The organism is Nocardia sp. NPDC055050, from assembly GCF_053608345.1.
Genome location: NZ_JBSGVG010000024.1, coordinates 68,195 through 75,692, shown reverse-complemented (window position 1 = coordinate 75,692; position 7,498 = coordinate 68,195). Strand labels below are relative to the sequence as shown.

Genomic DNA, 7,498 nt, shown 5'->3' with positions numbered 1-7,498 from the left:
AGATTTCTCGGGTTGGCTGGGAACGGGTGTCGTCCGGATGTTGCGGACGCCAGCAACGATCTGGTCCACGTCTTCCTCGGCGAAGAGATGGTCCGGACAGATCGGCGCATGCGATTTGAACGGTGTCTCGTAGCATTCTCATGCTTGAAGGCGGAGCGATGAACTGAATGAGCTACTGTCCCCCCACGTCGGGCAATCTGTTCCGGACTTTCGCGGCGTGCGGTCGTTCGAACGGCCAACGGAGAGCGATGATGTCGACAATGTTGCCAATGGTCGGAATATCGGCCTCCAGTGTCGGTGGGCGTGGATGGTCCAGGAAAGCATCGATATCATTGAGGACCAAACTTGCATCGAACTCACTCATCGTTGCAGCGGCATTCTTCACCGCGTCGATCTGTGACCTATCTCCGGTTCGGTAGGCGGCGAGACGAACCTGCAGTCCGAGATCGGGGTCGTTCTCGAGCTTATTGACAAGGGCTTCCATATTATTGTCGGGGTCATTGATCGGGGTCTGACCCAAAGAGTGAATCGCGTACCTGCGAACCTCGTCCAGCTCGTCGTCATCGTCCGCACATGTGAACAACGCCGCTGTCGAACTTCCCGGATAGCGTCCCAATGCTTCCGCCGCCGACGCCCGGACTATCCATGAATCGTCGGATCGAAGATGCGATGTCAGCGGTCCGACGGCAGGCGCGAACTGGATCATAGTGAGCGCTTCGGCCGCTTCGGTGCGAACGAGCTCGTCTGGATCTTCGAGCATCCCGACAAGTAATGGTCCAACGTCGTCGACGGAGGCTCCGCCAAGGAACCCTGCCGCGCGGACCGCCTCGCTTCGAACTGCAATATCCGAACTTCCGAACAGAGGGAGCACCAGATCAATCTTTGATTGATCATCTTCCTTGATCAGTTCGATCAGCGCGGCTACCTGCCTGCCGGAGCTGAGAGATTCGACAGGGTCACCCGAGTCGTCTTGCATGCTTCCTCGCCTTCGAGTTGTCCAAGCTTTCTCTGGACATGAGATCGCGCATTTCCTATTCGATACACCTATCGGCGACGAGTTGCTTCCCGCCCGTGGCCATTTCGGCGACGAAGGCGCCGACCAGGGCAATTGCTGTGAGCGATGCAATGTCGTCTAATGCTGACCGGACCCCCTAACGGATAGCTGCGTCCGCTGCCATCGTGATTCTGACGCCGAGTTGCAGGCTCTGGAAGAGTCTGACCGTAGCGGGGTGCGGGTACCTGTCAGACGGTCGGACTAGCTTCGCGGCTATGGGACTTTCAGTGGGAACCGGGGGGCTGGCGTTTGCCGTGGCAGACGGCGGCGACCCGGAGTATCTCGATGCGTTGACCGAGCAACTGCGTGCGCTCAGCGAGCTACTGGTGCGGGAGGGGCTTGCTCCGCACGATGAGCCGAGGGTTGCGGGACCGGCGGTGGACCGCGCTCGGATAGGGAGCGTGCCCTACTCTTTCGTGCATTATCTGCGGCGCGCGTATGCCCGAGCGCGTGAGTATCCCGAGCAGCCGCTGACACCCGTCGCCGACGGAGACAGCGCTTCGGATGATCCCGCCATCAACCTGGTCGGATCCACCTTCGACTCCCACCTGATCTGCCATTCGGATTGCGAAGGGTTCTACGTACCGGTCGATTTCGACGACGTGCTTTTCGTCGGCGAGGATGTCGACATCGCCGGTGGCATGGTCGGGTCGAGCAGTGCGCTGATGCGCGAACTCGTCTATGTCGCACCGTATTTGGGTGTCGAGCTGGTCGATGGGGTGCTCTCCGACGCCGAGATCGGCAGGATCCGGACGATGCTGGACAGCGATTCGTCGCACCCGTTCGACCGGGAGTTGATCACCTGGTTGCTGCTGTTCGAGGCCGCGAGGGTGTCGATCGAGAACGGCACCGTTGTCGAGTTCGGGTGATCGGACAATCCGTGCCCGACTCAGTCGACCAGGGTCATCGGCGGCGGCTCCCACTTTCCGTCGAGGGCGTTCTCGCGCGGTGCGTAGAGGCGGAGGGTGAGGGAGAAGTCGCCGGTGGCGGGGATGGGGAGCCAGTTGCCGGTGGGGACGGTGGGACGTGGGTCCTGGTGCTGGACGGCTAGTTCCACAGATCCGTCGGGGGCGGGGACAACGGCGGGGAAGTGACCTACCGAGTAGATCGTGTCGGGGTTGGGGACCAGGAAACCTTGCGTGTCGTAGGCGGTGATCGAGGTGAAGGCGTGGACAGGAGGCCATCGGCCCGGTTCGAAACGGATTCGGTAGCGCAGTGGGTTGCCCCGGTCGTCGGTGGTGGGGGCGTCGCGGTTCGCGTAGAGCACGTCACGAATGGGGGCAAGGGCGGGGGAGCGCTTGGTGGTGGCCGCGCGGCGGAGGTAGTCGGTACCGAAGGTGCCGAGGTCGACGGGGATCTCCCAGCCGTTGACGGAGCGGGCGGTGGGGTCTGTCCAGTCGGCGATGCGGCGGTGGGCCTGGCGCACCGCCTCGTCGAGGATTTCGGCGGGCTGGTCGTCGAGGACCCCGCCGGGCTGGACACCGATCGTGGCCAGTTGCGTCATCAGTGGCGCGTCGGCGGCAGCGGGGGGATCGGTGAGCATCAGCCGGCACAGGCGGTTGAGATAGGTGCGGCCGTCCAACGCGGCGATCCGCTTCGTCGGTGGCTCCGGTCCACGGTCTATCGCGTGGACGCGGCTGACCGTCCCGGCGAGTTCACCGCGATCCCACGCGCTGAGCGGGATCAGCTTCATCTTCTCCTGCCACTGGTTGACCGTCGGCGCGTCCCCGGTGCCGTTGATCTGGACCCGCGCGACGATCGTGCACATCGACGACGGCATGTGCAGCCGGGTCACGTTCGCGGGCAGTACACCGGACCACTGCGGCCCGGTGAGGACGTAGGTGAAGGGCGCGCCGTCGGCGTCCACGGTGGTTCGCGGGGTCTTGCTGGTCAGGTCGTGCACGGTGTTCGCCCACCCGTCGACCAGCTGGAACAGCCAGAACCGGTCGGGTTCCATCCCCGGGATCTGGAGCACGATCGGCTCTTCGGTGATATCGAGCCACGCCTGCGAATACACCATGTCGTGGCTGAGCCTGGCCACCCCGCGATCGTCGGGATCGGGCAGCACGCTGTGATCGAAGCCGTTGATCGGCCCGCTCGCCGCGCGCATCATGTCCAGCAGGATCATCGGATAGCCGTAGATGTAGGCGTCGATCGCCCGGGCGAGCAGATCCGGGCGACCGGTGGTGCGGATCGGCTCGGGAACCGATGCGTCACCGCATCCGGGCAACGCCGCCGCGGCGGTGGCCGCGGCGGCGAGCCCGAGCAACGATCGCCTGGTCAGCGCGCTCGCGCGAGAATCCATGCACGCTCCGTTCGAAGGCTTGATCGCCGAGCCTATGACGAGTCAGCAACACACCGCCTCATACACAACGGGTGAATTGCCTCAACCGAGCAGCACCCGCCGCATCAGGAATCCGACCCTGGCCCGGCCGGCGATCGGGTCGTCGCCGAAGCGCTGACCGAGGTCGATGACCATCGCGAACGCCGCGTGCACCAGGAAACGCGCCTCGGCCGCGGAGAGCTCCGGCCGCATATCGCGCACCAGCCGCGCCCACTCCTGCACGCTCAACCGCTGGATATTGCGCAGGACGGCACGTTCCTCGGCGGGCACGTGCCCGAATTCGGCGTAGTAGACGACGGCCAGCGCTCGCTCGTCGAAGGTGTCGGCGACGAATTGCTCGACCAGCACGTCCAGCGCGGCCCCGCTGTCGGGCGTGCTCGCCACCGCGGGGCCGATCGCCCCCGACACCCGGTCGGCCGCGCGCCGAAAGGCCGCGGCGAGGATGTCGCTCTTGCCGCGATAGAACCGGTACACCGCCGACGCCGCCGACAATCCCGCCGCCGAGGCGATGTCCTCCACGCTCACATTCGGATAGCCGCGTTTGTGGAACAGCTCCACCGCTTTGCGCAGCAGCAGTTCATGTTTGAACGAGTCGGGAATCTGGACGCGGGCACCCTGCTCCGAAACGATTGCGGCAGGCGGCAACGCGGTGTCGGTGAGCGCCAAACATGCCGAGCCGAGCAACTTGTTCAGCGTGCGAAGGGGCAGCGCGGCGTGATGATCGGCGATGCTGGTGACCACGCCGAAAATCGCCGTGGAGACCATACGCCGCTCGGCCGTGGTCAATTCGGGACGCAGGATCGCCAGCTGTTCGTCGAGCGCGACCAGCACCGAACCCTGTTGCTCGTCGAGCACCACCCGATCCGCCGGCTCGAGGTAGCGGCCCTCCCATCGCACCAGCCGCACCGTCGCCCGATTCTCGACGGTCGCGCCGATCAGCCCGGTCAGCATGTGCCGCAACCGTTGCGCCGCGGGCAGGGTGTCCTCGGCCGACACCACGATCGATGCCGTGAACGCCTGCCCGACCCGAAGTAACTCCTCCCGGAACAACGCGTACTTACTGGGGTAGTGCCGATACAGCGCGGCCGAACTGATTCCCAGCCCGGACGCGATGTCCTCCATACTCACCCCGTGATATCCGGCTGCGCCGAACGCCACCGCCGACGACGCCGCGATCTGCGCCCGGCGATTCTTCGGCCGCCGCCGAACTTCAGTCCCAGCTACCCCACGCGCCCCACGAGACTCGCTGACATTCATAGTTCAAGTGTATTAGCCCTTGTCGGGTGGGCTTATCCGGGCATACCAGTCGAGGAGTGCGGGGTCGTCGACGGCGCTGCGTTCGACGACGCGAGCGGGATCGGCGCCCTGGAAAAGCTTTTTGATGGGGACTTCCAGCTTCTTGCCGGTTCGGGTGTGGGGGATGCCGGGGGCTTCGCGGATCTCGTCGGGAACGTGGCGCGGGGAGACCTCGGTGCGGATCGCGGTGGCGAGACGGGTTTTCAGGTCTTCGGTGAGTACCGCGCCGGGGGCGAGCACGACGAACAGGGGCATCCAGTAGCCGCCGTCGGGTTGCTCGGCGCCGATCACCAGGGCCTCGGCGATCTCCGGAAACTGTTCGACGACCTGGTAGATGTCGGCGCTGCCCATGCGGATGCCGTGGCGGTTGAGCGTCGAATCGGAGCGACCGTGCACGACGATGCTGCCGTGTTCGGTGAGGGTGATCCAGTCGCCGTGGCGCCATACGCCGGGGTAGGTGTCGAAATAGGCCGCGTGGTAGCGCTTTCCGTCGTCGTCGCGCCAGAAGCTCACCGGCATCGACGGCATCGGCGCGGTGACCACCAGCTCGCCGACCTCGCCGCGCACGGGGTTGCCCCGCTCGTCGAAGGCATCGAGGGCGACGCCGAGATACGGCGCCGACAGCTCACCCGGCCATACCGGCACGGTCGGGGCGCCACCGACGAACGCCGACACCACATCGGTGCCGCCGCTGATCGAGTTCACCTGAACATGCTCTCCGGCATTCTCGTTCAGCCACAGCGCGCTCGACACCGGTAGCGACGAACCGGTGATACCCACGGAGCGCAGGGCCGAGAGGTCGTGCTCGGCGCGTGGCACCGATCCCGCCTTGACACAGCCGAGAACATAGCCGGGGCTGGTCCCGAAAACGGTGGCGCCCACCTGGGCGGCGATGCGCCACAGCGCATCCGGCCCGCCCGCGGTCGGGCTGCCGTCGTAGGTGACGACGGTGGTGCCGGTGAGCAGACCCGCTACCTGGAAGTTCCACATCATCCAGCTCGGGCTGGTGTACCAGAAGAACGTGTCCTCGGGGCCCATGTTCGATTGCAGCGCTACGGCTTTCAGATGCTCGAGCAGCACGCCGCCGTGGCCGTGGACGATGCCCTTGGGCAGCCCGGTGGTGCCGGAGGAGAACACGATCCACAGCGGATGATCGAAATCGACGGGGACGGTTTCGATCACACCGAGTCCGGCATCGGCGACCGAGTCCGTCCAGGACAGCGTGTCGGGTACCTCGCGTCCGAGTTGCGAGACGACGACGGTGGCGCGCAGGCCGGGCAGCCCGTCGCGCAGTGCCGCGATGTCGGCCCGTTTGTCGTGTTCCTTGCCGCCGAACCGGTAGCCGTCGGCGGTGACCAGCACCGTCGGGTCGAGCTGGCCGAGCCGGTCCAGCGCGGCCTTGGCCGAGTAGTCCTGACCACAGGCGCTCCACACCGCGCCGATACTGGCGGTGGCGAGGAAGGCGACGATCGCTTCCGGAATATTGGGCAGGTAGCCCACCACCCGGTCGCCCGCCTCGACGCCCTGCTCACGCAAGGTGCGCGCGAAAACCGTGACCTGCTCGATCAATTCGGCCCACGACACCTCCCGCGGCTCGGCTTCTTCGTGCAGGGCGATCACCGCGGGGCGGCCGAACTGGGCCATCCGGATGATCTGGTCGACATAGTTCAGCCGGGTGCCGGGAAACCATTGCGCGCCCGGCATCTCCCGCGAGCCGAGCACCTCGCCGGCCGTCTCGCCGAGCTCGAAGTAGTCCCACACGGCCTGCCAGAAGCCGGCGACGTCGTCCACCGACCACTGCCACAGGGCCTGGTAGTCGGGGTACGGGTCGCCGGTTCGCGTGGTGACGAAGGCGGCGAAGTCGGTGATTCGGGCCGACGCGATGTCCTGCGCGCTCGGTACCCATTGCGGTTGCACTCCGATGTCCTCCTCGAACTGGACTACTTCGTGTATCGGGGGGTGGATTACCCGATGATCAGCTGGGCACGCCTGCGCGCCGGACGATCTGTTCGGCATGCCGGAGCACCGGTGCGTCGACCATACGGCCCTCGAACGCGAAGACGCCGCGATGGTTGGGCACCTCCGCCAGCACTCGATGCGCCCAGTCGAGCTCGGTGGGGTCGGGTGCGTAGCCATCGCGGATCACGGCGACCTGACTCGGGTGGATGGCGACCTTGGCGTCGAATCCGACGGCGACCGCATCGCTCGTCTCCGCGGCGAGGCCGTCGAGATCCTTGATGTCGAGGTACACCGAGTCCAGCGCGAAGCGCCCGAAGGCCTTGGCCGCCAGCAGCGTCGATGAACGCACCTGACGGGCGACATCGCGGTAGCTGCCGTCGGCGTGCCTGCTCGAGTTGCCACCGAGTCCGGCGACCAGATCCTCGGCACCCCACATCACGCCGATGGCATTGTCTGCCTGCACCGACTCGGTGATCCGCACCGCGCCGAGCGGCGATTCGACCAGCACGATCACTTCGTAGCCGTCGAGGCTGCGAACCTGGTCGGCCGACTCGCATTTGGGCAGCATGACCCGGCGGTAGGCGGTCTGCGCGAGCGCGGCCAGATCGGCCGCGTAGTCGTCGGTGCCGGCCGCGTTGACCCGAATCACGGTGTGCTGCGGGTCGAGCGGGGTGTCGATGAGCGCCTGCCTGGCCGCGGTCTTGTCACCCGCCGCGACACCGTCCTCGAGATCGAGGATCACCACATCGGCCACCGCGGCGGCCTTGGCGAAGCGTTCGGGGCGATCGGCCGGGCAGAACAGCCACGCGGGACCACTCGGCTGCCAGCTCATACTGCGTCCTTTC

6 protein-coding genes are annotated in these 7,498 nt (G+C 66.0%); 1 reads left to right on the top strand and 5 read right to left on the bottom strand.

The window, feature by feature from the left end:
* Window positions 1-172 precede the first annotated feature (172 nt).
* Window positions 173-976 carry a HEAT repeat domain-containing protein gene (locus ACWGCN_RS23500; protein ID WP_452459141.1) on the bottom strand — a complete coding sequence of 268 codons (804 nt, stop codon included), beginning with the start codon at window positions 974-976 and terminating at the stop codon, window positions 173-175.
* Between the two features lie 203 nt (window positions 977-1,179).
* Between ACWGCN_RS23500 and ACWGCN_RS23495 the strand changes: the two genes are divergently transcribed.
* Window positions 1,180-1,923, top strand: a complete 744-nt coding sequence (locus ACWGCN_RS23495; RefSeq protein WP_452459140.1) for a hypothetical protein — start codon at window positions 1,180-1,182, stop codon at window positions 1,921-1,923.
* 20 nt (window positions 1,924-1,943) lie between these two features.
* Here ACWGCN_RS23495 and ACWGCN_RS23490 read toward each other — a convergent pair whose 3' ends face one another.
* The 4 genes from ACWGCN_RS23490 to ACWGCN_RS23475 all read right to left on the bottom strand — a co-directional run bounded on the left by ACWGCN_RS23490 (window position 1,944) and on the right by ACWGCN_RS23475 (window position 7,485).
* Window positions 1,944-3,359 carry a DUF1254 domain-containing protein gene (locus ACWGCN_RS23490; RefSeq protein ID WP_452529099.1) on the bottom strand — a complete coding sequence of 472 codons (1,416 nt, stop codon included), beginning with the start codon at window positions 3,357-3,359 and terminating at the stop codon, window positions 1,944-1,946.
* An 81-nt stretch (window positions 3,360-3,440) separates the two neighbouring features.
* Window positions 3,441-4,655, bottom strand: a complete 1,215-nt coding sequence (locus ACWGCN_RS23485; protein ID WP_452458121.1) for a TetR/AcrR family transcriptional regulator — start codon at window positions 4,653-4,655, stop codon at window positions 3,441-3,443.
* A gap of 12 nt (window positions 4,656-4,667) precedes the next feature.
* Entirely contained in the window at window positions 4,668-6,611 is a 1,944-nt protein-coding gene (locus tag ACWGCN_RS23480) for an acetoacetate--CoA ligase (protein WP_452458120.1), read from the bottom strand.
* 58 nt (window positions 6,612-6,669) lie between these two features.
* The gene (locus ACWGCN_RS23475) at window positions 6,670-7,485 is read right to left on the bottom strand and encodes an HpcH/HpaI aldolase/citrate lyase family protein (RefSeq protein ID WP_452458119.1); all 816 of its coding nucleotides are present in this window, start codon (window positions 7,483-7,485) and stop codon (window positions 6,670-6,672) included.
* Window positions 7,486-7,498: the final 13 nt, after the last annotated feature.

Coding starts and splice junctions, on each gene's coding strand:
- ACWGCN_RS23490 (WP_452529099.1), bottom strand. CDS start 3,359: ATGGATTCTCGCGCGAGCGCGCTGACCAGGCGATCGTTGCTCGGGCTC.
- ACWGCN_RS23485 (WP_452458121.1), bottom strand. CDS start 4,655: ATGAATGTCAGCGAGTCTCGTGGGGCGCGTGGGGTAGCTGGGACTGAA.
- ACWGCN_RS23500 (WP_452459141.1), bottom strand. CDS start 976: ATGCAAGACGACTCGGGTGACCCTGTCGAATCTCTCAGCTCCGGCAGG.
- ACWGCN_RS23475 (WP_452458119.1), bottom strand. CDS start 7,485: ATGAGCTGGCAGCCGAGTGGTCCCGCGTGGCTGTTCTGCCCGGCCGAT.